We start from the raw sequence: 23,877 nt of genomic DNA on the forward strand, positions 1-23,877 counted from the left end.
GTGTTATTAGCTTCTTGCAGGAATATAAAGGGCGGCGTGAACTTGTCTTCTTCCCCCTATAGCGATTTGAACCGCACGTCTAAGGGGTGGGAAGTTCACAGCCCGTCCGCTCAACCTTCCTCATACACTTTGTCTCCGACGTGTATGAGTCCTGGCTTTCGAACCGAAGCATATACCCCAAATTGCAAATCCATCACCTCGTGAACTTTTTTCAATAGAGACGTGTCACGCTCCAAAGTGTCCGGGTCAATCGCAATCATCGAGCAACGTTCGCACGGCACATCGATGTGCAACTCAGCTTCGCCTATGGACAGTCGCTTCCCGATCCAACGGCTTTCATGGCACGATTCGTCGTCTGCAGCGACAACGATGTTCGCCCGAAAACGGCGCGGATCGAGCGGCTTTCCCCAGAAAGCTTCCAGCCTGCGCAGCGAAACGTCCGTGACGATAAGCAGGCTGCCCTCGTCGACAGCGAGCAGGTCCGTACTGTCAGGCGTATGGCGCTTCATGGACATTTTTCTCCCCGAATACGTTTGGATTTCCCGGAGCAGCTCCTCATTCCAACTGAACGTACGCCCGTCCGGCGCCGTGACCCGGACCTCGGGAAACTCGTTTTCGCTGTCTTCTCCGGCCAGCTCCGCGCGATAGCGGAGCATGTCCGGGATATCTCTGGCCGTAAAGTAGCTGTCCCAGCCTTCCTTCGTTTCATCGATAAAAGAGTGGCTGCGGTCGCCATACAGTCCGTATCGCTCCAGCTTTCCGCCCGCCAGGCTTTCGCCGGCAAACGATTTTACGGGATACCGGGCGATATGGGTGATTTCGCCGAGAAGCTGTATCGTCAAAGCGATTCCTCCTAAAACGTGCCTCTTTTTAATAAACAATAAGACGGGCGAATCGCGTAAAAGTTACGGAAGTCCGATTTTTTTCGTACTAACGGACCTTGGAAAATGCAGGGATAAACTTTAACGTATAGCTTGATTGTGAAAAAAAGTAAGCTTAAGGAGGAATTTATCGTGAGTTTATGCCGTCGTTTGAAGCTGGCGGTCATACCGCTTTTTGCGGCGCTCTTGACTGTGATTTTCGGCCTGCCGGCCGCAGCTGCGCGGGAGCCTGTGAAAGTATTCGTCGATACGACGAAAATCTCTTTTCAGGTGGAGCCGCAAATCGTGAACGGCACTACGCTGGTCCAGTTTCGGCCGCTTTTCGAAACGATGGGCATGGAAGTGAAATGGGAGGAAGCCAAGCAGCAGGTGACGGGCACGCGACCGGGCCTAACGATCGTCCTTCGCATCAACGATCCGAAAGCGACGGTGAACGGCGAGCAGGTGAACTTAAGCGAAAGCGCGCAGATCGTGGACGGCAGCACGATGGTGCCGCTGCGTTTTATCGGGGAAGCGACGGGAGCGATTGTTCATTGGGATGCGATAACCCGCGAAATTCAGATCGTAACCGAAACTTTTCTGAAGAAGGTGGGCATGTCGAAGGAGGAGATGCAGAAGCGGCTCGCCGATTACGACGCCAAACAGGCGAAGCAGCAAGCGGCGCAGAGCGCGCAAAATCCGCCGACCGGGGAACCGGCCGCACCCGATCCCAAGCAGAAGCCGGCCGCTGGAGCCGCTCCGGGACAATCCAACGCCGCAGCTGACAAACCGGTCGATCTGTCGAAGCTTTCCGGCATGTATTACGGTCTTAGAGACGACTTTGGCGGGTTCGAATGCGGCGGCGCCTGCTGGGATATGTATACGTTTCTTCCCGAAAACCGCATCTTCGTCGGTCCTCCTCCGCAGGGCGGTCCGGAGACGATCGACTGCGCCCGGGACAAATGCGGCACGTATGCGATTGCGGACGGCAAGCTGCAAATCTCCGGCGGGGAGAGCTACTCTATCGGCCTTTCCGATGATGGGGGCCTGAAGATCAACGAAGTTTACATGTCCCCGGTCGCTCCGGTGTCCGAAGGCTTTAAGCTCAAAGGAGGATATAAATATATCGGCTACAGCGGATTGATCGGCATCAATGCGTTTTCCACGTCATGGACCGAGTACCTTAGCTTTTCCGGTGACGGCACCTTCGAAAGTACGGATTTGTCGCTTTCCTCCCTGGATGTGAAAGTTTCGCAGACCAATGCGTCCGGCTCAAAGAGCGACAAGGGGAAATATACGATCTCGGGCAACACGATCGAGCTTACGTACGGCGACGGAACTGTCGTGCGCAGCGTCTTTTTTGTTCACGATGACGACGGTTCGTCCAAAAATATTCAGATCGGGAAAAATTGCTTCTACATTCCCGATGACCATTAGAAAGCGCACCCGGTTCCTCGACCGGGCGGCAGAGCAAAAATGGAAAAGAAACAAGCGATCCGGGCATGTATGGAGTAGATAGACTTGCCCGGGGTGCGTTATAATGTCGGTAAGAACTGCGGGACCGGTATAGCTGCCGGTCCCTTCGTATTTGAATTTGCTTGTTATGTTTCCGGCGTCTGCAAGCGCTGTCCGATGCAAACGGGAGGTACCTATCGTCTATGAGAACATATTTATTGCGGCTGCTCGTATTCAGCCTTATTTTGGGCGCGCTGCCTACGGTGTTTATCGGGCTTATTTCCTATTACGTGGCCACGAACGACATCGAGGAGAAAGTGTATGAAGGCAACATGCAGCTGCTGCTGCAAACCCAAATGCGGGTGGAGCAATCGCTGAAATCGCTCGAAATGTCGTCGGCGCAGCTTGCGAACTCTTCCTTGATTCAATCGGCCATGAACGAGCCATTGACAGGAGAGGATTTCGTTCAGGTGCGGGAGTTGACAACGGAGGTCGCCACCCTGCAGACGACGGCTGTGATCAAGCAGGCTTACCTCGTTAATTTCGATAAGGATTGGGTCATCAATTTAAATATGATGAAAGCATTGAGCGAACTGAATAACAGGGACGAATTTTTCGCTTATGCATCCGCACCCGCCAATATGTTCTGGTATACGAGTCAATTAACCGCAGCGGACAATCCGCCGGACGAAGCGGATGATGGAGGGGCTTCCTCCCCTCCGGTGGAAACGGTAAGCCTGGTGCAAAAAATCCCGCTGCTTCCCAAGACGAATGCGCCGAAAGGGCTGCTCGTGGTGCAAATATCCGCGTCCGAGCTGCGAGGTTTGCTCGCTCCAAGCAACCGCCTCGGCTCCAATTATATATTGGATCAATCGGGACAAGCGTTTCTGTCGGATGCGAAGCAAAAGGCGGCTTACGGCGAAATCAACCAAACCGTATCCTCTTTAGCGGTTAATCCCAAACAAAAGGAGGGCATTTTGAGCGCCCGGGCGAACGGGAAGGAGGTAGCGGTCTTATACCGGTCCTCCGGTTACAACGGATGGACCTACGTATCGGTCGTCTCCGTCACCGACATAACGAAAGATACGGAAAAAATCGCTCTGTTCACGATCGGAGCCTGCGCGTTTATTTTGATCGTTGTTGCGGCCATCGGTTATTTCGGCAGCAGGCGAATGTATTCGCCGATCCGCCGGCTTGTGGAGCTCACGCAAAAAATCGAAGATAAGCCGCCTCAGGGCGGACCGAAGAGGGACGAGCTGGAGTACATCAAAGAAAGCATAGAGACGCTCGCTGTCTCCAGAACCCGTATGGAGGAGCAGATGCAGGGGCAGGCCGGGCACTTGAAGGAGTTTTTCGTATTAAAGCTGTTTACCGGACAAATTTCGGATGAAGATTTTCATGTCCGTTCCCGGCTGTACGGATTTCCGGAAAACTGGAGCAGCCTGGGGGTGCTGGCGCTGCAGATCGATAATCTGCAGGAAACGAGATATCAGGAAACCGACCGGGAGCTTCTGCTGTTTGCCATCAATAACATCGTTCAGGAGCTGCTGCCGCCGGCATCGCGGTTCAGCCCGATCATTCTCGGGCAATCCCAGGTAACCTTGCTGGCGGCGGACGAGAGCGACCTCCAAGTGCTGAAAGAGCACTTCTACCGGACGGCTGAGCTGATCAAAGAAACGGTGGAGAAATATTTGCAGCTTCAGGTCAGCATCGGGATCAGCCGTCCGTTTAACCGCTTGTCCGACACGGTTAAGGCCTACGGGGAAAGCATGGAGGCGCTGAAATGCAGAATCAGTCTCGGATCCGATATTATCGTGCATTACGACGATATGGAGAAAAACGAGGGGGCGGAATCCGCCGTCTATTCCCACCTCAAGCTGATGGAGGAGCAAATGATTCGGGCGCTTCAGGAGATGAAGCTGGAGCAAGCCGTGGACATCTTCCGCCAATATTTAAACGCCGTTTTACATAAAGACAGCTATGCGAACGAGCATCATATTCTTCTGGTTCAGCTGATGTCGCGTATTCTGCAGATCGTTCAGGACAAAGGGGTTTCGGTAAAAAGGATCCTGGACGGCGAAGGCGCGGTCGAGCGGCTCCTCCGGCTGCAGACCCGGGAGGAAATCGTTCTTTGGTTCCAGTCCCGGTTGTTCGCGCCGATTGTGAAAACACTTTCCGAAAAGGCCGACACTCAGTATGTCAACATTGCCGACCGGATCGTCAAAATGATTCACAGCCATTACGACAAAGAAATCTCGCTGGAATCGTGCGCTTCGTCCTTAAACTTTCATCCGGTTTATTTAAGCCGGGTCTTCAAGAAGGAGATGGGGGTTTCCTTCAGCGACTACTTGTCCGAATACAGGATGAATATGGCCAAAACCATGCTGGAGACGACGACGATGAAAATATCGGAAATCGGCGAAAAGCTGCAGTATAAAAATATAAGCGCCTTTATCCGCACTTTCCGCAAAACGTTCGGCACAACTCCCGGCCAGTACCGGGAGATGCTGGAAAAGGGGCGGGAATAACGGCGGCCGGGTTTAAACGGGACTATCTTCGCCGGAATCTTTCGGCGGGGGCAGTCCTGTTTTTGCGTGGCGCTCCGAACCGTCAAAATGGTTTTACGAAGCGCATATCCAGGTTAAATGCGGGCTATGGCCGGGCTGTTTGGGCGGCAATGCCGGGAAACGCCGGGCTTATCCGAAAGAGTTATATCCAAGGTATAGCTTGACATGCCGATGTGCCGGATAATGGGGGCATCGACGGATAGGGGGTTACAAAAGAGATGAAGATGGAATCGGCTCTGCCGGCAGGACGGCACGGTTCGGGCGCCCGGCAGCGCTTGGCTAACGCGCGCTTACGAAACATACTCAGGGACAAATGGCTGTATTTGATGATATTGCCGGGTGTGGCGTACTTCATTATTTTCAAATATGTACCGATGTACGGCATCGTCATGGCATTCCAGGACTACAAGCCGTATCTCGGATTTATGAACAGTCCGTGGGTAGGGTTCAAGCATTTTGAACGGTTTTTCGGAGAACCGCAGTTTTGGATGCTGTTCCGCAACACGGTGCTGCTGGCGCTGTATAATCTGGTCTTTTTCTTTCCGCTGCCGATTGTTCTCGCTTTGATGCTGAACGAGATCAGGCTCGAGCGGTTCAAACGTTTCGTGCAAACGTTGATTTACATTCCGCATTTCGTGTCGTGGGTTGTCGTCGTAGGGATATTCTATATGCTTCTGACAACGGAAAACGGGATTTTGAACGAGTTGATTTATCGAATGACCGGGGAGAAAATCGCGTTTTTGCTTGAACCGGAATGGTTCCGGACAATGATTGTCACCCAGTCCATATGGAAGGAAGTCGGATGGGGCACGATCATTTTCCTGGCCGCCTTGTCCGGAGTGGACATGCAGCTGTACGAGGCCGCCCGCATCGACGGGGCGGGGCGCTGGCGCCAGCTGTGGCACATTACGCTTCCGGCCATCCGCAGCACGATCGTCATCCTGCTCATTTTGCGGCTCGGCCATTTTCTGGACTCGGGCTTCGAGCAAATCTTCCTCATGCTGGCGCCGACGAACCGTGAGGTGGGGGAAGTTTTCGACACGTACGTGTACGTCAAAGGCTTGACGCAAGCCCAATACAGCTACAGCGCGGCAGTGGGCTTATTCAAATCGGCGGTAGGGCTGGTACTGGTGCTTGGCGCCAATTGGCTGGCGAAGAGATTCGGACAGGAAGGCGTTTATTAATGGCGCAACGGGAGGGGGACTCACGAGAATGATTTACGATAAAACGTTAGGCAACCGGGTGATCGACGGAGTCATTTATTTGCTGCTGGCCGTAACCGCGCTCATTTGCGTGCTTCCATTTGTGTACGTGCTGGCGGTATCTTTTACGAGCCCGACGGAAGCGGCCAAGGGCGGCATCATCCTGTTTCCGAAGGAATGGTCGCTATCCGCTTACAAATATATTTTCTCGACGGACACGCTGTTTCGAAGCATGCTCGTCTCGATATACATCACGGTGGTAGGAACGATGATCAACCTGCTGCTTACCTCTCTGATGGCCTACCCGCTGGCCAAGCAGCATTTGGAAGGGCGTCGCACCATTTTGCTGGGCGTGTTGTTCACCATGCTGTTCAGCGGCGGATTGATCCCGACTTATTTTGTCGTCAAAAATCTGCACATGATCGATACGTTTTGGTCTCTTATGATTCCGGGCGCAATCAGCGCGTTTAACCTGATTGTCTTGAAAAATTTTTTCTCCCAAATTCCCGACGGGTTGGAGGATGCCGCCAAAATCGACGGCTGCAGCGATGTAGGGGTGTTGTTTCGCATCGTGCTTCCGCTGTCGATGCCGGCCATGGCGACGTTCGCTTTGTTTTATGCGGTGGCGCACTGGAATCAGTTTTTTAACGCGGTCCTTTACATCAACGACAATACGAAGTGGCCGATTCAGGTGCTGCTGCGCGAGATCGTCATTTTGGCGCAAAGCCGTATCGGGGATACGAGCATCGACGAGGTCGATATTCAGCCTTTGACGATCCGCATGGCGGTGATCGTGTTCGCCACCTTGCCGATATTGATCGTGTATCCGTTTTTGCAGAAGCATTTCACCAAAGGCGTTCTTCTAGGTTCGGTCAAAGGTTAAGCGGTTGCAGTGCAATGGCAAGCTATGAATCCCGCGTGCTTGGCAAAGGGGAGGAAATAGATCATAAAAAAATGGAGGGTTCGACATGAAAAAGAAACAGATGGCTTTGACGATGGGGACCGTCATGCTGCTTTCGTCGGTGTTATCGGCATGCAGCGGGGAAAAGACGGCGGAAGGCGGCAAGCAAGGAGCCGCGAAGGACGACAATACGCCTTACCCGATGACGATCGTGATCAACCAGGTCGGCGAGATTCCGCCCAAGGGCAACGACATGGAAAAAGCGATGGCGGAATATACCCATACGGATTTGCAGTTTCAATGGATTCCCGCCTCCAGCTACGATGAGAAAGTCAATGTGATGATCGCTTCGGGCGAGCTTCCGCAGCTGATCAAGCTCAATTACAATGCAACGGTCATCGGAGCGCTGAAGGCGGACCTGTTTTGGGAAATCGGGCCTTACTTGAAGGAATTTAAGAATTTGTCGGCGCAAAATCAGCAATTTTACGATAACATTTCCGTGAACGGGAAAATATACGGCGTTCCTTTGTTCCGCGATCTGGGCAGATCCGTCGTGCATTACCGGAAGGATTGGTTCGACCAGGCCGGGCTGCAGGTGCCGAAGACGCTGGACGACTGGTACAACGTGATCAAGACGATGACGTCCGGCGACCCGGATAAAAACGGGAAAAACGATACTTACGGATTCATGATGGATAAAAAGTACAACGTAAACGCTGACTCTACTTTGACCCGTTTCTCGGTAAGCCAGGGCGGCCCGAACAAGTGGAAGGTGGAGAGCGACGGAAGCTTTACCCCTGAATTTGTGACCGAGCCTTTTTTCCAAACGATGAAGTTATTCCGCAAGCTGTATGAGGAAAAGCTGATCAATCAGGACTTTGCCGTCGTCGATGTTGCGGAAATCGATAAAGTCTACGAGTCCGGGCGCGCCGCGATTCGAATTTCGGGAGGCAACGCGCAGAGCTGGCAGGATAAAATCAGCAAAGTCGTGCCGACCGCGGTCATCGATAACGCTCCGTTCGAAGGCCCGAATGGCCGAAGAGTTCCCGGGGAAAGCGGCAACAACGGATTTCTGGCCATCCCGAAAAGCAGCGTGAAGTCGGTGGACGAGATGAAAAAGGTGTTGACGTTCCTGGATAAGCTGATGGATCCGAAAATGGCGACGCTGCTCGTCAAAGGGATTGAAGGCAAGCATTGGAAGGACGATGGAGAATTTACGGTGCCGCTCGACCGCGATGCGGATGTCAAAGAAGTGAAGCCGTACCGGGATACGCTGCCGCAGCGGAACGAGAATTACAATATCGCCAAGCCGATGAAGCAGCCCGAGCTGTTCCGCAAAAACCAAAAGATCGGCAGAGAAAACGAGCAGTATATCGTCCCGAACCCGGCGCTGACGCTGGACTCCGCAACGTTCTCCGAACGGGGCAAAGATCTGGAGCAAATGATCAGCGACGCCGAAACCAAATTCATTATGGGCAAACTCGACGAGGCCGGCTGGAAGGCCGAGATCGAGAAATGGAGAAAAGCCGGCGGCGACAAGATGGCTCAGGAGTACAAGGAAGCATACGCGAAGACACAGAAAAAATAATCGAAGGGGCTGCCGCCAGCGAATCTCCGCTTGGCGGTGTTCCTTTTTTTGACTCATGTGATTTATTTCACATACTGTTTCAAAGTTCCGTGTTACATTATAGATGTAAGGACGAAGCAAACACTAATATGTGAATAAATTCACATTAAAAGGAGACGATGATCATGATGAAATTTCTGAGAGAGAACGTATATGCCGCCGCCGTGCTGCTGCTGCTCCGACTGTACGTAGGGTATGAATGGATAACGGCGGGTTGGCATAAGCTGACCGGCGGGTTCGACGCCACGGGATTTATTAAAAACGCCGTTACCAAGCCGATCGTCGACAAAGCGACAAACGAGCTTGTTTACCCGACCTTCACCGCATTCCTGGAGCATTTCGCCCTGCCGAACGCCAAGCTGTTTAACTTCATCATTCCGCTTGGCGAAACGCTGGTCGGGCTCGGACTGATCCTCGGCTGCCTGACAACGGCCGCCGCCTTCTTCGGACTGCTGATGAACTTCATGTTCCTGTTCGCAGGAACCGTAAGCACGAACCCGTGGCTGATCCTGCTCGGAGGCATCCTCTTCCTGGCCGGTGCCAATGCCGGACGATTCGGCGTTGACTTCTACCTGATGCCGTACCTGCGCCGGCTGCTGCACAAAAAGAACTGGCACAACAAAAACGTCGACGGCACTCCCACCCCGGCGCACACCTAGGAGTCTGTCCGACGGAAGGGATTTTGTGAATTTTTATTCAATAGATGTATGGAGGGGAGGGAATTGCCTCGGAAAGTTTACGGCCGCCTTTGAAATCAAGTTGTTACATCGGACTAATATTAATAAAACAACTTGATTTCAAGAGCGGTGGAGAGGCAATCCCTTACACGGAATACACTTCATTGAATAAAAATTCACCGATCTTGCTTCGTCGGACAGACTCCTAGCAGCCGCTTCAAACATACAATAATGAAAGGTCATGGACCGAAGGCCCATGGCTTTTTTGTTTCCGAGGAAAACAGGAAATCATGCAAAGCAAATTGCCCAGTCAGCCAAGGAGGCCTCCCCCAAAAGCAGCATTTTTCGACGATTTCTTTCCTTGTATGCCCTTACAAACTGACTTACAATAGAAGCAAGCGCATTGTTTTTTTGGAGGTATCGGTATGTGGAAAATCAAACGCAGGGCCAGCGGCCATCGTCTGTTTCTACGCCTCATGGTGCCGAACATGTTGTTTTTGCTGCTTCCGCTTCTTGTGGGGTGGGTCATTTACAACAAAACTCTGGTCGAGATGGAGAAGGAAGTCACGGCCGGCAACATGCATCTGCTGCGGATGAGCCGCGATATTTTGGACCGCCGGGTCTCGGAAATCGGCACCATAGCCATGCAGCTGGCGGCCGATACGAGAATTATGCAGTTTCAAACGGTGACCGAGCCGTTTAAGGGAGCTAACACCTACAAGATTTTGGAAACGCGCAAAAGCATTTATAACCACAGTTTGACCAACAATTTTCTGTTCAACTACTTCGTGATTTACAAAAACAGCGACCTCGTTCTCGCCGAAGACTCTACGTATACGCTCTCCGACTTTTACAACAATTTCCGGGTCGGCCAGATGGACCGGCAATCGTGGAAAAGCTTGTTTACGGACTCGTTTTATCATCAAAAAGTGTTTCCCGCCCAGGAAGTGACCGTCAAAGGCAATAAATATTCGCTCGTTACGTTCGTTCAATCTCTCGGCTATCAGGGTTACCCGCAGGGGGCGGTGGTCATTACGGTCGATAACCGGGAAATTCAGAAGCTGCTCGGCGGCTTCGACCTTTCGGGCGGAGGCATGGCTTGCATCATCGACGAAAGAGGCACGGTGATCAGCGCCTTGTCCAAGGATTCGTTTTCCTGCGAAGCGAACCGGGTTCAGCTCGGCGGCGGTCAAGGAAACTTGCTTGCCGACATCGGCGATCGGAAAATGATCGTGACGTTTACGAAGTCGGGGGTGAACGGCTGGACATATATGGTGGCGCAGCCCGCCCATGTCGTGCTGCAGAAGGTGCTGTACATTAAAAAGATCACCTTTGCGATGGCGTTTCTCTTTTTGACGATCGGCCTTCTCATCGCTTATTTGATCGCTTACCGCAACAGCCGCCCGCTCCGGCATATCGTGGAGACGATCACGGAGCGGATGGAGGGGGAGACTTCCCCCGGGGCGGACGCGTACCGGTTCATCCGCGAATCGGTGGCCCGCCTGATCGACAGCAATCACGAGCTGCAGGAGAAAATCAACCACCAGTCGCCTTATTTGCAGGCCGCGCTGTTCGAACGGCTGCTGAAGGGGGAATACTTGTCCCCCAAGGACACCCCCGTTTTGCTGCAGCATGTCGGCATCGAGACGCAGGGCAAATATTTCGTGGCGGCCGTCGTTCAGCTGCAGGGCTATAATGCCGGCCTGGATCGCGATGCGCTGGAGGAGCTGGACGTAAAGCGCGTCAGGTTGAAGGATGTTCTGCATGAGGAGTGGAATACGGCGGTGTACTGGCACGATGTGGCGGAGGATCAGATCGCCCTGTTGTTCGCCTTCGGTCCAGAACATCCCGCGGAAAGCATGAACGTCCTGGACGAGGCGCTGCGGCGGGCGTGCGATACGATTCGGCAGCGGCTGGAGCTGACGGCGCGGATCGCTGTCGGCGGCGTGTATGAAAATCTGCCCAACATCGCCAGATCCTACGAGGAAGCGAAGCGGACGCTCGAATATATGGAGTGGACGAATGCGGGCGGAATCATGAGGTACGGGGAGCTGCCCCAGGAAAACAGCAGCTATTATTACCCATCCGACCTGGAGATGCGGCTCACGAATTTGGCGAAGGCGGGCGAGCAGGCCCAGGTGGAAGATTTGCTGCAGGAGCTGTACCGCATCAACTTCGAGCAGCGGCGGCTGCCGGTCGCGATGCTTCAGATGTACATTCATGAAATGTGGGGCACGCTGATCAAGCTGCTTCCCCAGGTCGGCATGAACGAAAGCCTCGTGCTGGAGAAAATGATGCCTTTATCCGGCGGGAAGGTATCGTTTGACGTTCTGGAGAGAAGCTACCGGTCGCTCGCCTGCACATTCAAGCATGTTTGCGAGGTCGTGAACGAACGGAAGAAAAGCCAAAACGTGCTGCTGCTGGAGAAAATCGAGAAGCTGCTGAACGAAAGCTACGCGAAGCCCGATTTATGCCTCGATGTGGTTGCCGACGAGCTGAACATTTCGAAAGGATATTTGTCGCAGTTTTTCAAGGAGCAGAAAGGTATCGGCTTCTCCGACTATTTGGAAAATCTGCGGATGAGCGAGGCCAAGATGATGCTGGCGCGCACGGATTTGCCCGTGGGCGAAATCGCCCAGCAGGTCGGATACAGCTCCGCGAATACGTTTTGCCGGGCGTTCAAGCGGTTATACGGGGTCAGCGCATTGGCTTTTCGCCGTTCGACGGCGTTTTGAAAGCGCATTCTTAACGGCTGCACATCGAAAAAACAAATGCACATCCGCTATATGAAAGCCTGCACATTCAGCTGCAGGCTTTCACATTTACAGCTTTCGGCGCGGTAAAGTATCGTGAAGTCAGATTATACCGGAAAGAGGGTGGCCTTACCGAATGGAGCCGAAGAAGGAGGGGGAGGCGGCATGGAGGCGATGAAGGAAGCAGCGGCAGTTCGATCGGGGACGGCCGTCAAGACGCGCCATGCGACGCCCCTTAAAAAGATGAGGAAAGTATGGCGACTGTATGTCCTGATCGCGCTGCCGGTTCTTTACATCATTATTTTCAAATATGTTCCGATGTACGGCGCCCAGATTGCATTCAAAAACTTTGTGGTCACGAAGGGGATCATGGGCAGCGAATGGGTGGGCTTCAAGCATTTCGACCGGTTTTTCCATTCTTACGATTTTTGGAGAATCATGAGCAATACGATTATTTTAAGCGCTTACAATTTGATCGCGGGATTTCCGTTTCCGATCATTCTCGCGCTGGCGCTCAATTACGTGAAAAACCGGCTGTTCAAAAAATCGGTGCAGATGATCACGTATGCGCCGCATTTTATTTCCGTCGTGGTGATGGTCGGCATCATCCTGGAAATGCTCGATCCGCGCATCGGCATCGTCAATTCCATACTGAAGGCGCTCGGGATGGAGCCGGTCAATTTTATGGGCAAGCCGGAATATTTCAAATCGATTTACGTATGGTCGGGCATATGGCAGAGCGTCGGCTTCTCCTGCATCATCTATTTGGCCGCGCTGTCCGGCATCGACCCCGCACTGCACGAAGCCGCCGTCGTCGACGGGGCCAGCAAGCTGCGGCGGATGTGGCACATCGATCTGCCGGGCATTATGCCGATCGCGATCATCATGCTGATCATGAACACCGGCCATATGCTCGACGTCGGCTTCGAGAAGGTGCTGCTGATGCAAAATCCGCTCAACGTGCGGACCTCGGAGGTCATCGATACGTACGTCTACAAAGTCGGACTCGCCTCACAGGCGATGAACTACTCGTACTCCTCGGCGATCGGCTTGTTCAAATCCGTCATCAATCTGATTCTGCTCGTGGCCGTCAACAAAATCGCGCAAAAAACGAAGCAGGCGAGCCTTTGGTAAACGCATGCCCGAAGGCGGCTTCGACTTATGGCAGTTATGCGCGGAAAGGAGAATCCTATGGAGCATTCGGCGATCCGGGAGTCGCGGGGAGACCGCCTGTTTACCGTGTTCAACTATGTGCTGTTGTCGCTGTTTTTGGTGACGATTCTTTATCCTTTGATTTATGTTGCAAGCGCTTCAATCAGCAACTCCGAAGCCGTCGTCTCCGGCAAGGTGTGGCTGTGGCCGGTGGATCCGACCCTCGAAGGCTACACCACCGTGTTCCGGCACAAGCTGATCGGCAGCGGCTTCATGAACTCGATCTATTACACCGCAGCCGGCACCGCAATTAATGTGGTCATGACCATATTGGCCGCTTACCCTTTGTCGAGAAAAGACTTTTACGGCAAAAACGCGTTTATGTTCCTGTTCGTATTTACGATGATGTTTTCCGGCGGCCTCATCCCGACTTACCTGCTGGTCAAGGACCTCGGGCTGCTCAACACGACGTGGTCGATGCTGCTCCCGGGCGCCCTGGGGGTATGGAATATGATCATCACGCGGACGTATTTTCAAACGACGATTCCCGACGAGCTGCTGGAGGCGTCGCAGCTCGACGGCTGCACCGATTTTCAGTTCGTCTGGAGGATCGTCATCCCGCTCTCCGGGCCGATTATCGCCGTCATTACGCTGTTTTATGCGGTCGGCCACTGGAATTCCTTTTTCAATGCGCTCATTTATTTAAAAGATCAGAAGCTGTACCCGCTGCAGCTCGTGCTCCGGGATATTCTCGTGCAAAACGACGTGGACATGAACATGCTGGCCGACGTCCAGGAGGTCGCCAAAAGGGAAGGGCTGCGCGAGCTGCTCAAATATTCGCTGATCGTCGTGGCTACGGTGCCGCTGCTCGTTGTCTACCCGTTTGTCCAGAAATATTTCGTGAAAGGCATCATGATCGGCTCGCTGAAGGGGTAGCTATATAAGTTACAAGGTGCAGCGGTCGGCCACAGCTTATGCGGAACATGGTGTAACGGTTGCAGGTGAGCTTAAAGTGGGCAAATTGTTGATTTCATAACGGTAACGGTTGCCGGAGCGGTTATTTGTGAACTTTCGTCGTTTTGAGGGATAGATGATGAGAAATAAGCTCTGCCGCAACCGTTGCAATTCAAAAATAACGTTTTTGAGCCAAATAAGCTCATCTGCGACCGTTACTCTGCCTGTACTGAACTAAAGTGAAATTCTCCAAACGCAAAGAGGAGGGGTTAGTTTTGAAAAAAACGATCGTGCTCGTCATGGCGCTCATTTTAAGTATCGGGACGCTGCTCAGCGCGTGTTCTTCGCAAGGGGGCGGAACGGAGCCGGCCAAGGAGGAAGGGAAAACGGCGAAAGCCGCCGTCAATCCGCCGGGCCAGCTGCCTATCGTGAACGAAAAAACGACGCTGAAGGTGCTGATGAAGGGCAGCGCGAGCGTCGAGGATTTTGCGACGAACGAATTTACGAAATGGCTGGAGCAGAAAACGAACATTCATATCGAATGGGAGGTGACGCCGGAAAAGACGGCGACGGAAAAGCTCAATCTCGTGCTCTCCAGCGGCGACTATCCGGACGTGATTATGGGCTTCGGCGTATCGCCGACGCTGATGATGATTTACGGCAGCCAGGGCGTCTTCCTGCCGCTGAACGATTTGATCGACAAATACGGCGTGGAAATGAAGAAGATGTTCGCCGACAACGCCTTCTACAAAGATTTGATCACCGCGCCGGACGGTAAAATTTACGCGCTGCCGCAGGTGAACGAATGCTACCACTGCATGTTCCAGCAAAGAATGTGGGTCTACAAACCGTGGCTCGACAAGCTCGGACTGAAAATGCCGGAAACGACCGAGGACTTTTATGAAATGCTGAAGGCGTTTAAAACGAAAGACCCGAACGGCAACGGCAAAGCCGACGAAATCGCGCTGTCCGGTTCGGTGCAGGCGGGTGCGAGCCACCTGTTCTCGACGCAGATGCTCGATTCGTTTTTGATGAACGCGTTTATTTACGATCACGGGGAAAAGAAGCTGTATCTCGAGGGCGGCAAGGTGACCGTGCCCTACAACAAGCCGGAATGGAAGGAAGGCCTCAAATATTTGCGCAAGCTGTATGCCGAAGGGTTGATCGATCCTCAGGCGCTCACGCAGGATAACAACCAGCTGAAAAAGCTCGGCGAAAATCCCGACATCGCCGTGCTGGGCGCTTCTTCCGGCCATAACATGGGCTCGCTGACCCAGCTCGGAGCGGCGAGCGGCCGCTGGAAGGAATATGTGGCCGTGCCGCCTTTGAAGGGACCGTCAGGCTTCCGGAATGCCGCATATCATCCGTACGTGGTTACCAACGGGCAGTACATCATTACGAAAAACGCGAAAAATCCGGAGCTCGCCTTTCGTCTCGCCGACTTCATGTTCAACTCCCCGGATACGACGATCCGCTGGTATGCCGGCCGCGAAGGCACCGAATGGCGTTATGCGGAAAAAGGCGAGATCGGCATCAACGGCAAGCCGGCGATCTGGAAGCAGCTGACGCCGTGGGGCGGCGTGCAAAACGTCAACTGGGGCCAAACCGGGCCGGGCTACCGTTCCAGCGATTTCCGTTTGGGCGAGGTGGCGAATCCCGAGCAGCCGCTGGAGATCATTTTGTACAACGAGACGAAGCAGAAGATGGAGCCGTACAAAATGCCGATTGAAAAAGTGATGCCGCCGGTCTTCTTCACGGCCGACCAGGCTTCGGAAATCGCCGATCTGGAGAAGACGATCCTCGATCATGTCAAGGAGATGATGGCCCGTTTTATCACCGGAGATACGGATATCGACAAAAACTGGGATTCCTACGTGAAAAATCTCGACAACATGAATCTGAAGCGGTATTTGGAAATTTATCAGCAGGCGTACGACGCAATGAAGAAGAAATAAGCTATCCGACAGTGAAAGGAGCAAGTGACGAATGACAAACGAAACGGCGCAAAACGAAATTTTGGCTCACGACCGGAAAATGGCATGGTGGAGAGAAGCGAAATTCGGCATGTTCATTCATTGGGGGCTGTACGCGCTTCCGGCCGGCGTATGGAACGGGCAGGAGGTGCCCGGCATCGGCGAATGGATCATGAAGCGGGCGCGCGTGCCGATTGCCGAATATTCGCAGCTCGCCGCGCAGTTTAACCCGGTGAAATTCAACGCACGCGAATGGGTGGAGCTCGCCGTGAGCGCCGGGATGAAATATATCGTCATTACGGCGAAGCATCATGACGGCTTTTGCATGTACCACTCCAAGGTGTCGTCTTACAACATCGTGGATGCGACCCCGTTCGGGCGGGACCCGATGAAGGAGCTTGCCGAGGCGTGCGCCGAGGCTGGGATCAAGCTGTGCTTCTACTACTCGCAAACCCAGGATTGGTATGAAAAGGACGCCGTCGGCAACGATTGGGACTTCCCGAACGCGGAGGAGAAAAACTTCGCGGCGTATCTGGAAAACAAAGTGAAGCCTCAGGTGCGGGAGCTGCTGACGCAGTACGGGCCGATCGGCCTGATCTGGTTCGATACGCCGATGACGATGACCGGCGAGCAAAGCGCCGAGCTGGTCGAGCTCGTGAAAAGCATTCAGCCGGACTGCATCGTGAACGGCCGTGTCGGCAACGGCCGCGGCGATTACATCTGCCTCGGCGACAACGAAACGCCGGCCAAATCGCTGCATGTGGACTGGGAGACGTGCGCGACGCTGAACCATACGTGGGGGTTCAAAACGAACGACCACCACTGGAAAGACCCGGAAACGGTCATCCGGCTGCTGACGGATATCGTCGGCAAAGGCGGCACTTATCTGCTTAACGTAGGTCCCACCGCCGAGGGTGTCATTCCGGAGCCGAGCGTAAACGTGCTGAAGCGGGTCGGCAGCTGGCTGAAGGCAAACGAAGAAGCGATCCGCGGCACGAAGCCGAATCCGTTCGAAACCGAGTTCGAATGGGGCACGTTGACGCTGAAACCGGGGAAGGTGTACGCGCATCTGTACGAATGGCCGGCGAAGGGGGCGTTTAAGTTATACGGGTTGAAAAACACGGTGCGCAAAGCCTGCATGCTGGCCGAACCGGAGCGGGAGCTGGCTTTCGAGCAGATGTACGATACGGGCGCGGGCACGTTTGCGCTTCAGGTAAAGCTGTCGGATCAGCCGCCGAAAGGCGTCGCTGTGCTGGCGCTGGACATCGACGGGGACGTGCAGGCCGATAACACGCTGATGCAGCAGGCAAGCGGCAGCATTATTTTGGAGGCGCACCGGGCGAACCTGCATACGTCGGAAACTTCGACGCTGATCTTGTCGCGGGCCGGGGTGCTCACGGGGTGGTCCGACGCAGGCGATTGGGTCAGCTGGCAGTTCAAGGTGATCGCGCCGGGCCGCTTCCGCATCGACCTGCTCAGCATGGCCGAGAAAGCGCGCGAGGCGATGGGCGAAACGGCAGGCCGCTGGGAAGGCGGGCACGAGCTGGCGATCGAGGTCGCCGGCCAGGAGCTCCGCTGCACGGTGGAGGAGAAGGAGCGGATCGTCACCTCCCGCTCGCTGTACTTCCACCGCGTCCGCTCCGAATGCGGCACGGTCCGCTTCGATGCGCCGGGCACTTACACGTTAAGCGTCAAACCGCAAAAGCTGGTCTGCGATATGGAGCTGGGACTGAAGCTCGTATCCGTTGTTTTGCGGCCTGAATAAACGGCATCTGTCCGTACGGCCCCCGGTTCAAGATGAGCCGGGGGCTCGACTTTTCTTGGAATTTATAAGCCGGGAGGCGTTAAACATCCGATTCGCAACGAAACGCAGCTATTTTGTGGCTAACCGGGGACTTTATTACTGGCCCTGGAGCTGGCGGAACATCGTCGCCATATCGATCCAGCCGCGATGCTCGACAATTTTGCCGTCCGCTACGCGGTATTGGCGATACAAAGTGACCTCCATCATTTTTCCCGTCGGCGGGTTGCCGAAAAACATTCCCGTATTGGTGCCTTTCACCGTCATGCGCACGAGCACCTTTTCTCCTTGGGCCACGATCTCCTCGACTGTGTAGCGCTTATCGGGAAATGCTCCCAGGATCGTTTTGGCGAATTGCTTCAGACCTTCCTTGGATCGGTAAGCGAGCTCCTGATAGTCGTCGGACAAAAAACGTTCCGTGCTGTCCGGATCGTTTTCATTCCAGAAAGCTTCGATAAAGGCGGTCACCGTTTCGATATTGTTTTGCTCGATCGTTTTCATCATCAAACATCTCCCTTTTGTTTTGGTTGGCAATGCTTTGCTCTGGACTTACTTCGCTTGAAGCTGCATCATAAGCAGCCCTGTGTCGAACCAGACGAACTGTTCCGCAACCTGACCGTCCGTTACGCGATATTCGCGGAATTGGGTTGTCTTGACAGCGCGGCCGGTAGGCGCGATTCCGGCAAATGTGCCCTGATGAGTGGCGGTCATCACGAGTCTGGCAACGACCTTTTCCCCTTGCGCCATAATCTCGTCCACCGCGTACTGCCGGTCGGGAAAGGCCTCTTCGATTTGCCCGGAAAAAAATTGCTCCGTCCGATCCAGATTCGCTTGGCTCAGCGATTCAATAAACGCGGTCACGGCTTCGATATTGTTTTGGTCTGTCGATTTCATCATCAAACATCTCCTTTTTGAATTTGTGATGGGGGGCGGAGCTGCATATCACGAAGCGAGATGCAGGCCCGCCTTTATAATGTTGCCTTATGGTCACCTATATTCCGCAAAAAAGCAGCTGCCTGACGTCACTGTGCGGCCGCGACTTCGGACGCGAGTTTCCCGGTCAGTTCGATAAACTTTCGGACCGCGCTCGCGACTCTCTGCTTCATCCCTTCGTCCGCCGGGGCTCCATCCGGACCGAAGCTGTTGTACCCGGCTCCGATAGAAATCCATTCCGGGCTGTTGACCCCATGCAGGTTGCGCACGATGGTTTGCAGGTGCGTAAGCGAGCTGACACCTACCGGGCCGCCGGCAGCGCTGACGGAAAGCACCGTCTTGCCCGAAACCAGCTCCGGATTCATGTAATCGAGCGCGTTTTTCAGCACTCCCGAAATGGAGCCGTGATATTCCGGGCTTGCGAGAACGAGGCCGTCCGCGCCTTGAACCGCTTCGAGCAAACGCCGGGCGTTCGGGTGAAAGTCCCAGTTGTCGGGAGTAAAGAGCGGCAGCTGCAGCTCGTACAGATCGACGAAAGTGACCGGGATGTTTTGGGATTTCAGCTGGGATTCGATATAGCGAAGAAGAGTTGTGCTTACAGCGTCCTTGCGGTTGCTTCCTGCGATCAATGCGATTTTCATGGTTATATTCCGCCTTTCTGAATGTATAGTAGAGTTTTTTAATAAAAGTAATGTCGTGCTTGCCGGTAAAAATTATTTTCACCTCCGGGTATGTTCTGCAATGCCGCCGGCTGACAAAACAGATTCGGTTGTGTTAATATGTGACTGTGTGGTCACGTTTATAATACGTTACTTTTTGGTAACACGTCAAGGGGCAGGAACAAAAAAATTTAAAATTGAAGGAGGTGATTCGATGGATAACGAAATATTTAAAGCGCTGGCCGACCCGAGCCGCCGTACGCTGCTGGACTATCTTCACGCATCGGACGGGCGGACGCTGAGCAACCTGTGTATCCCTTTGCATATGACCAGGTTCGGCGTGATGAAGCACCTTCATATATTGGAGGAAGCCGGGCTCGTCGCAACGAGAAAAATCGGCAGGGAAAAACTGCATTATTTGAATTCAGTGCCGATACGCCAAATATACGACCGATGGGTCAGCAAATACGCCGAACCATGGGCCATCGGGTTAACATCGCTGAAAAACGATTTGGAGAGTGAGACGAATATGGAGAATAAACCTCGTCATGTCAACCGTATTGCCATCAAAGCGACTCCCGAACAAGTATGGCAGGCCATCACCGATCCGGTCAAAACCTCGAAGTTTTGGTTCAATTGCGCGGTCCGGTCCGATTGGGAACCGGGGTCCGCTTTCGAACTATGGGGCCCGGAGGGGAAAAAGCGGGTGGAAGGTTCGATTCTTGGCATCGACCCTCCGCATAAGCTCGTTTTGAGCTGGCAGTATTTGAGCTTCCCGGAAGCCGCCGGCGACGCACCTTCGCGTGTCACGTGGGAAATCGCCGCTCACGGCGACTTTGCCGGCGTCACCCTGGTTACCGTCGTACATGAGGATTTCGAGCAAGCCATGAATTCCGCGAATATATTGGAAAACGGCGTGCCGATTATTCTCTCGGGCCTCAAAACGCTGCTTGAAACCGGGTCCGCGCTTACTTAGAAAGGTTTAATGAGGAGGGTCCGAGGCAGTCGGGAGCTCGTAAGGGAACGCTCCCAAAGTAAAGCGTGACCGGCACCAATTCGGCAGAAGCCGAATCGAGCCGGACAAACGCGAGCCCGAGGCAGCCGGGAGCTCGTAAGGGATCGCTCCCAAAGTAAAGCGTGTCCGGCATAGGATTTTGGCCAAACAGCCCAAAATCCATGCCGGACAAACGCGAACTAGCAGCGAGCATGAACTCCCTTCGGGCGGGTCCAGGGCGCCCGAGCGCCTGGGGTCCCCCCGGTGGGGGGATTTAGGGGGGCGCCGCCTCAATACAGCACCCGCCACAAATAAAACGTGGCATAAGCCTCCCAGCCGCTCCACGCTTTCGACAGCCGGCGGAGCTCCTCGATCGTCGGTTTGTTTTCGCGGCCGAGGACGTGCTTGACCGCATTGTGCAGACCGACGTCGTGAATCGGAAACGCATCCGGGAACCGCAGGCAGCGCATCGATACGTAATGCGCCGTCCAAGGACCGATGCCGCGGATGCTGACGAGCTGCTTAAGCGCAGTTTCGTGATCGCCGGAGCGCATCAGCTTCTCCTTGGACAACGTGCCTTCGGCCATGAGCCGGGCCACGCCGATCAAATATTCGGACTTGCGGGAGGTCATCTGCATGCCGGCCATATCGTCCGGGGACAGCGCGGCGATTCGCTCCGGCGAAGGAAACCGCCAGTAGATATGGCCGCCGGAGCGGATGCTGTCCCCGAACGCTTCGACGAACCGCCTTTTTAACGTGTAGGCGAACGGCAAATTGATCTGCTGGCCGATAATTCCCCAGCACAAAGCTTCGAACAAGTCCGGAATCCCCATCAGCCGCAGGCCGTAAAACCGGTCCACCGTCTCTTTCAGCAAAAGATCCTGCCGCCCCTGTTCGTAAAACGGGACCAAATCCGTGTCCAAATCGAACCAATGCCATATGTAGCGGGACACCGCCGAACGTACCCTTTCCGGCCACACGATATCGTCCGGAAAACGGACGAGCAGGACTCCTTCCTCTTCGCCGCTAATCTCAATGAGCGGCTGCCCGTCGCCCAGCGGGACGAGTTTGTATATCTTTCCATCCTCTATCCGGTACATGCACTCGGCGGGCGAGCGCGCCAAATAGTTCAGGTTTTCGCGAAAGCGGAATTCCCGCGGAACCGCGATCCTGAGCGGATTTGTCGCTTTCGGGGACCCCGCGGGCTGGTTCGCTTCCGCCGCGCGCGGCGCCGCAGGCGATTGTTGCTTTGGCATTTCTATCCTCTCCGTTTCTTTTTCGGGTATAGGTAAGTTTTAGCACAACCAAGCTGTCCGTGCTTTCGTAATCTTGCTTTTCCATTCCGGAAATATTACATTTTACCGCGATTCGGGATATATTGAGGAGGATAGCGGATTTGGAGGTGGAGCGCAACCGATGGAAACGATAAACGATGAGATGTGGAGGGCGATCGTGGAAAACGACGCGTCCTATGACGGCAAGTTTTATTATGCGGTGAAAACGACCGGCATCGTATGCCGGCCGTCCTGCAAATCGCGCATTCCGAACAAAGAGCACGTGCGAATATTCGCGGATGTCCGGCAGGCGCTGAAGGAGCAGTTCCGTCCGTGCAAACGGTGCAAGCCGGGCGGAGAGCTTTTGCCGGATGAGGAATGGGTGCAGCAAATGGTCCGCTGGATCGATGAACATTTTGCCGAAAATATTACGCTGCAGCTGCTCGCCGACCATTTTCACAGCAGCCCGTACCACCTGCACCGGACGTTCAAACGGATCCGGGGCGTGACGCCGGCGGAATATATTTTGCAGGTAAGGATGCGGCAGGCGAAACGCGAGCTGCGGACGACGGACAAAACGGTGACGGACATCGCCGCTTCGGTCGGCATTCCGAGCGCCGCGCATTTTGCGACGCTGTTTCAAAAAACGGCTGGCTGCACGCCGACACAATATCGCCGGACGAGCCGGGAAAGCGGAGGTTCGGCGGAAGGGGGAATTTTATCATGAAGGAAAAGAATATGATCTATTGGTCGCATTTTGTGCACAGGGATTGGAAAATATATATGGCGGCGACAGAAAAAGGACTGGCCTTCGTCGGCTCGCAAAACGGTCCGTTTGAAGAGCTGGCGGAGTGGGCGGAAAAATGTCGGCCAGGCTGCACGCTGCTATGTGACGAGCCCAGGCTGGAAGCTTACGGCCGGCGGCTGGCCGAATATTTCGACGGCGTTCAGGAGGTATCGGCACTCCCGGTCGATGTGCAGGGAACGCCGTTTCAACGCGACGTATGGGAGGCGCTCCGTTCGATACCGTACGGAGAGACGCGGTCGTACTCGGACATCGCGGAGCAGATCGGCAAATCTTCCGCCGTTCGCGCAGTGGCTGCGGCGATCGGCGCCAATCCGGTATTGATCGAAATTCCATGCCACCGGGTCGTCGGCAAAAACGGGAAGCTGACCGGATACCGCGGCGGACTGGACATGAAGGCGCGGCTGCTTCAGCTTGAAGCGCAGCGGGAAGCCGCTTTCGTTCCGGCAGGGGTCGGAAGCCGATGAACAGCATTGCCGAACGTATAGCCGCCATGGACTGGCAAGCTCTGCACCGTTCGCTGAGCGAGAGAGGCTTTGCCAAGCTGCCCGCCTTACTCCAAGCGGAAGAATGCCGGGAGCTCATCGCCATGTACGACGAGGCGCCGCTGTTTCGCACCCGGATCGATATGCGCCGATACCGTTTTGGCGAAGGGGAATACCAATACTTCGCCGACCCGCTGCCGTTCCTCGTTCAGCAGCTGCGCATGCATCTGTACCCGGAGCTGGCGGCCGCGGCGAATGCCTGGCTGCGGCTGCTCGGAAAAGAAGAGATGTACCCGCCCGAATTGGAGTCGTTTCTCGCCGAATGCGCCAGGTACGAACAGACCCGTGCGACGCCGCTGCTTTTGAAGTATGAACAAGGCGGCTACAACTGCCTGCACCAGGATTTGTACGGCGATATCTATTTCCCGTTCCAGGTTGTGTTCGCCCTGAACCGGCGGGAGGTGGATTACACCGGAGGCGAGTTTCTGCTCGTCGAGCAGCGGCCGCGGGCGCAGTCCCGGGGGCATGCCATCGCCCTGGAGCAGGGCGAAGGGGTGATTTTTCCGACGCAGCATCGGCCCGTAGCGGGAACGCGCGGGTATTACCGGGCGACGCTGCGCCACGGTGTGAGCGAGATTACGGGCGGGAGAAGATTCAGCCTCGGTGTTATTTTTCACAATGCCCGGTAATGGACGGTTTCAGCCTATGGAAATGACAGAAACCGGATATTGACAAAACCGGAAAACCGCCCTACATTTGCAGGTAGAAGGACGGGAAGCGGCGGCTTGCCGGGAACCCCGGCTTT

At 54.5% G+C, this 23,877-nt stretch carries 20 protein-coding genes; 15 read left to right on the forward strand and 5 right to left on the reverse strand.

Going from position 1 to position 23,877, the window contains the following annotated elements; translation table 11 throughout:
• Positions 1–110: 110 nt before the first annotated feature.
• Positions 111–842 carry an MOSC domain-containing protein gene (locus MYS68_RS36115; protein ID WP_248930365.1) on the reverse strand — a complete coding sequence of 244 codons (732 nt, stop codon included), beginning with the start codon at positions 840–842 and terminating at the stop codon, positions 111–113.
• Between the two features lie 171 nt (positions 843–1,013).
• Here MYS68_RS36115 and MYS68_RS36120 point away from each other — a divergent pair, with 171 nt between their 5' ends.
• The 11 genes from MYS68_RS36120 to MYS68_RS36170 all read left to right on the forward strand — a co-directional run bounded on the left by MYS68_RS36120 (position 1,014) and on the right by MYS68_RS36170 (position 17,886).
• A complete protein-coding gene (locus MYS68_RS36120) occupies positions 1,014–2,297 on the forward strand; it encodes a stalk domain-containing protein (RefSeq protein WP_248930366.1) in 1,284 nt (427 codons plus the stop codon).
• A gap of 221 nt (positions 2,298–2,518) precedes the next feature.
• Positions 2,519–4,843, forward strand: a complete 2,325-nt coding sequence (locus MYS68_RS36125) for a helix-turn-helix domain-containing protein (RefSeq protein WP_248930367.1) — start codon at positions 2,519–2,521, stop codon at positions 4,841–4,843.
• Positions 4,844–5,100: 257 nt separating this feature from the next.
• Positions 5,101–6,066, forward strand: a complete 966-nt coding sequence (locus MYS68_RS36130) for an ABC transporter permease (protein WP_248930368.1) — start codon at positions 5,101–5,103, stop codon at positions 6,064–6,066.
• Between the two features lie 28 nt (positions 6,067–6,094).
• Positions 6,095–6,967, forward strand: a complete 873-nt coding sequence (locus tag MYS68_RS36135) for a carbohydrate ABC transporter permease (protein WP_248930369.1) — start codon at positions 6,095–6,097, stop codon at positions 6,965–6,967.
• A gap of 85 nt (positions 6,968–7,052) precedes the next feature.
• A complete protein-coding gene (locus tag MYS68_RS36140) occupies positions 7,053–8,573 on the forward strand; it encodes an extracellular solute-binding protein (protein WP_248930370.1) in 1,521 nt (506 codons plus the stop codon).
• Between the two features lie 161 nt (positions 8,574–8,734).
• Positions 8,735–9,271 carry a DoxX family membrane protein gene (locus MYS68_RS36145; RefSeq protein ID WP_248931129.1) on the forward strand — a complete coding sequence of 179 codons (537 nt, stop codon included), beginning with the start codon at positions 8,735–8,737 and terminating at the stop codon, positions 9,269–9,271.
• 443 nt (positions 9,272–9,714) lie between these two features.
• Positions 9,715–12,024: a helix-turn-helix domain-containing protein gene (locus MYS68_RS36150; protein WP_248930371.1), complete on the forward strand. Its 2,310-nt coding sequence runs from the start codon at positions 9,715–9,717 to the stop codon at positions 12,022–12,024.
• A gap of 183 nt (positions 12,025–12,207) precedes the next feature.
• On the forward strand, positions 12,208–13,176 hold the full coding sequence (locus MYS68_RS36155) for an ABC transporter permease (RefSeq protein ID WP_338043655.1): 969 nt from the start codon (positions 12,208–12,210) through the stop codon (positions 13,174–13,176).
• Between the two features lie 57 nt (positions 13,177–13,233).
• Positions 13,234–14,130 carry a carbohydrate ABC transporter permease gene (locus MYS68_RS36160; RefSeq protein WP_248931131.1) on the forward strand — a complete coding sequence of 299 codons (897 nt, stop codon included), beginning with the start codon at positions 13,234–13,236 and terminating at the stop codon, positions 14,128–14,130.
• Between the two features lie 293 nt (positions 14,131–14,423).
• Complete coding sequence (locus MYS68_RS36165) at positions 14,424–16,103, forward strand: ABC transporter substrate-binding protein (protein ID WP_248930372.1); 1,680 nt, start codon at positions 14,424–14,426, stop codon at positions 16,101–16,103.
• Positions 16,104–16,134: 31 nt separating this feature from the next.
• On the forward strand, positions 16,135–17,886 hold the full coding sequence (locus MYS68_RS36170) for an alpha-L-fucosidase (RefSeq protein WP_248930373.1): 1,752 nt from the start codon (positions 16,135–16,137) through the stop codon (positions 17,884–17,886).
• 135 nt (positions 17,887–18,021) lie between these two features.
• Here the strand turns inward: MYS68_RS36170 and MYS68_RS36175 are convergent, their stop codons facing one another.
• The 3 genes from MYS68_RS36175 to MYS68_RS36185 all read right to left on the reverse strand — a co-directional run bounded on the left by MYS68_RS36175 (position 18,022) and on the right by MYS68_RS36185 (position 19,496).
• Positions 18,022–18,426, reverse strand: a complete 405-nt coding sequence (locus tag MYS68_RS36175) for an ester cyclase (protein ID WP_338043656.1) — start codon at positions 18,424–18,426, stop codon at positions 18,022–18,024.
• A gap of 45 nt (positions 18,427–18,471) precedes the next feature.
• The gene (locus MYS68_RS36180; protein ID WP_248930374.1) at positions 18,472–18,819 is read right to left on the reverse strand and encodes an ester cyclase; all 348 of its coding nucleotides are present in this window, start codon (positions 18,817–18,819) and stop codon (positions 18,472–18,474) included.
• Between the two features lie 125 nt (positions 18,820–18,944).
• Entirely contained in the window at positions 18,945–19,496 is a 552-nt protein-coding gene (locus MYS68_RS36185) for an NADPH-dependent FMN reductase (protein ID WP_248930375.1), read from the reverse strand.
• A 232-nt stretch (positions 19,497–19,728) separates the two neighbouring features.
• On the opposite strand from MYS68_RS36185, the gene MYS68_RS36190 reads away from it, so the two are divergent.
• Positions 19,729–20,490, forward strand: coding sequence for an ArsR/SmtB family transcription factor (locus tag MYS68_RS36190; RefSeq protein WP_248930376.1), 762 nt, complete (start codon positions 19,729–19,731; stop codon positions 20,488–20,490).
• A 308-nt stretch (positions 20,491–20,798) separates the two neighbouring features.
• On the opposite strand, the gene MYS68_RS36195 is transcribed toward MYS68_RS36190, so the two are convergent.
• Entirely contained in the window at positions 20,799–21,764 is a 966-nt protein-coding gene (locus MYS68_RS36195; RefSeq protein WP_248930377.1) for a DNA-3-methyladenine glycosylase family protein, read from the reverse strand.
• A gap of 160 nt (positions 21,765–21,924) precedes the next feature.
• Here MYS68_RS36195 and MYS68_RS36200 point away from each other — a divergent pair, with 160 nt between their 5' ends.
• Genes MYS68_RS36200 through MYS68_RS36210 form a run of 3 tightly spaced genes read left to right on the forward strand, consistent with a single transcriptional unit; the run spans position 21,925 to position 23,761 of the window.
• Entirely contained in the window at positions 21,925–22,509 is a 585-nt protein-coding gene (locus MYS68_RS36200; protein WP_248930378.1) for a bifunctional transcriptional activator/DNA repair enzyme AdaA, read from the forward strand.
• Positions 22,506–23,054, forward strand: a complete 549-nt coding sequence (locus MYS68_RS36205; protein ID WP_248930379.1) for a methylated-DNA--[protein]-cysteine S-methyltransferase — start codon at positions 22,506–22,508, stop codon at positions 23,052–23,054. Before MYS68_RS36200 ends, MYS68_RS36205 begins: the two co-directional genes overlap by 4 nt.
• Entirely contained in the window at positions 23,051–23,761 is a 711-nt protein-coding gene (locus MYS68_RS36210) for a 2OG-Fe(II) oxygenase (protein ID WP_248930380.1), read from the forward strand. Before MYS68_RS36205 ends, MYS68_RS36210 begins: the two co-directional genes overlap by 4 nt.
• Positions 23,762–23,877 lie beyond the last annotated feature (116 nt).

The sequence above is a fragment of the Paenibacillus hamazuiensis genome, from assembly GCF_023276405.1.
GTDB lineage: Bacteria > Bacillota > Bacilli > Paenibacillales > NBRC-103111 > Paenibacillus_AF > Paenibacillus_AF hamazuiensis.